This window comes from Vibrio sp. B181a (assembly GCF_030248375.1).
GTDB lineage: Bacteria > Pseudomonadota > Gammaproteobacteria > Enterobacterales > Vibrionaceae > Vibrio > Vibrio campbellii.
Genome location: NZ_JAHGAD010000161.1, coordinates 1 through 1,889 on the forward strand (window position 1 = coordinate 1; position 1,889 = coordinate 1,889).

Here is a 1,889-nt window from a genome sequence, read left to right on the forward strand (position 1 = left end):
TCAATAAATCAGGCAGCCCTTTGGCTTGCTCACGATAGGTTTTCATAGACAACTGACGACATTAGCGATATGATCGAACAAAACCGTGAAGATGTAATCACTGCGATCATCGACGAATACATTCCACCACAAACATAACCGAAAGAGCAACACCCCGTCATTCCGACGAGCCTAGGCGAGATCAGGAATCTAATTGCCACACGCTCTTGGCTCAGTATTTCACCTCAAACGCAAACTATCCAATTGAATCCAAAAATAAAGGACGCCGAAGCGCCCTTTTCTTGTACTTATTAGCAATAGTATAACTTAGTCTTTAGCGCTAAGTCTTACTCTTGGCTTGCCGTTGGTTGTGAAGTAGATTCCACTTGCTCTTTTTGTGCTTCTTTTCTCGCGCGGCGGTCAAACAAACGCTCAACCACGACGAAGAACACCGGCACGAAGAAGATACCAAGCAAGGTCGCACTTACCATACCGCCAAGTACACCTGTACCTACCGCGTTTTGACCCGCAGAGCCTACACCCGCACTGATTGCCAGTGGCACTACACCCAGACCAAACGCAAGCGAGGTCATGATGATAGGACGAAGACGAACACGTACTGCGTGCAGCGTTGCTTCAATCAAGCCCGCGCCTTTCTCGTAGTATTCCTTAGCAAATTCCACAATAAGAATCGCGTTCTTCGTTGCCAGACCAACAGTGGTCAACAAGCTTACTTGGAAGAAAACGTCGTTATCCATACCGCGAGTCATGACCGCAAGTACCGCACCCAGCACACCTAGAGGCACTACAAGCACAACCGCGAATGGTACTGACCAGCTCTCATAAAGTGCTGCTAGTACAAGGAAGACAACCAGAATCGACAGCGCGTAAAGCATTGGCGCTTGGTTACCAGACAGACGTTCCTCGTAAGAGATGCCGTTCCAGTTCACCGTAAAGCCAGGAGGCAGTTTTTCTACCATGGCTTCGATTTCTGCCATCGCTTCACCAGTACTTACGCCTGGAGCCGCGCCACCTTGGATGTTCATCGCAGGTAGACCGTTAAAGCGTTGCAATAGCGGAGAACCGTAGGTCCACTCACCTGTTGCGAATGCCGAGAATGGCACCATTTCACCCTGTGAGTTACGCACGTACCATGAGTCGAAATCTTTCGGCTGCATACGGTGTTCAGCATCACTCTGCACCATTACCTTCTTCACGCGCCCGCGGTCGATGTAATCGTTGATGTACGCACCACCCCATGCCGAAGCGAGGATTTGGTTTACATCGTTAATGCTCACATCAAGCGCACGCAATTTTACGTGGTCGATATGCACTTGGTACATCGGCGCATCTGCCTGACCGTTTGGACGTACACCCACCAGTTTCGGGTTTTGTGCTGCCATACCTAGGATTTGGTATTGGGCCGCCACAAGCGCTTCATGACCGTTACCGGTTGAGTCTTGTAGATAGAAGTCGAAACCAGTCGCGTTACCCAACTCTTGAATCGCCGGTGGCGCAAACGCAAACACCATTGCTTCTTTAATCGTTGAGAAGTAACCCATCGCACGACCTGTCAGCGAAGCCGCATCCGAACCCGGAGCTTCACGTTCTGACCAATCTTTCAGACCGATAAACGCCATACCCATGTTCTGACCTTGACCCGCGAAGCTGAAGCCCGCTACCGAGAACACTGACGCAACGTTGTCTTTCTCTTCTTCTAGGAAGTAGTTACGGACTTTTTCTAGTGTCTTTTCTGTCTGCTCTTGAGTCGAGTTCGGTGGCAAAATTGCCATTGAGAACACGGTACCTTGGTCTTCATCAGGCAGGAACGATGTTGGTAGGTTCATGAATAACCAACCTGCGCCGGCACTCATTGCCGCGAACACCAATAGCATACGACCAGTGCGTTT

The 1,889-nt window shown here is 50.0% G+C and carries 1 protein-coding gene; it reads right to left on the reverse strand.

All coding sequences use genetic code 11. The features are described 5' to 3' along the window. Positions 1 to 326: 326 nt before the first annotated feature. A partial coding sequence (locus KIO97_RS26920; protein WP_285384444.1) for an efflux RND transporter permease subunit occupies positions 327 to 1,889 on the reverse strand: 1,563 nt, incomplete at its 5' end.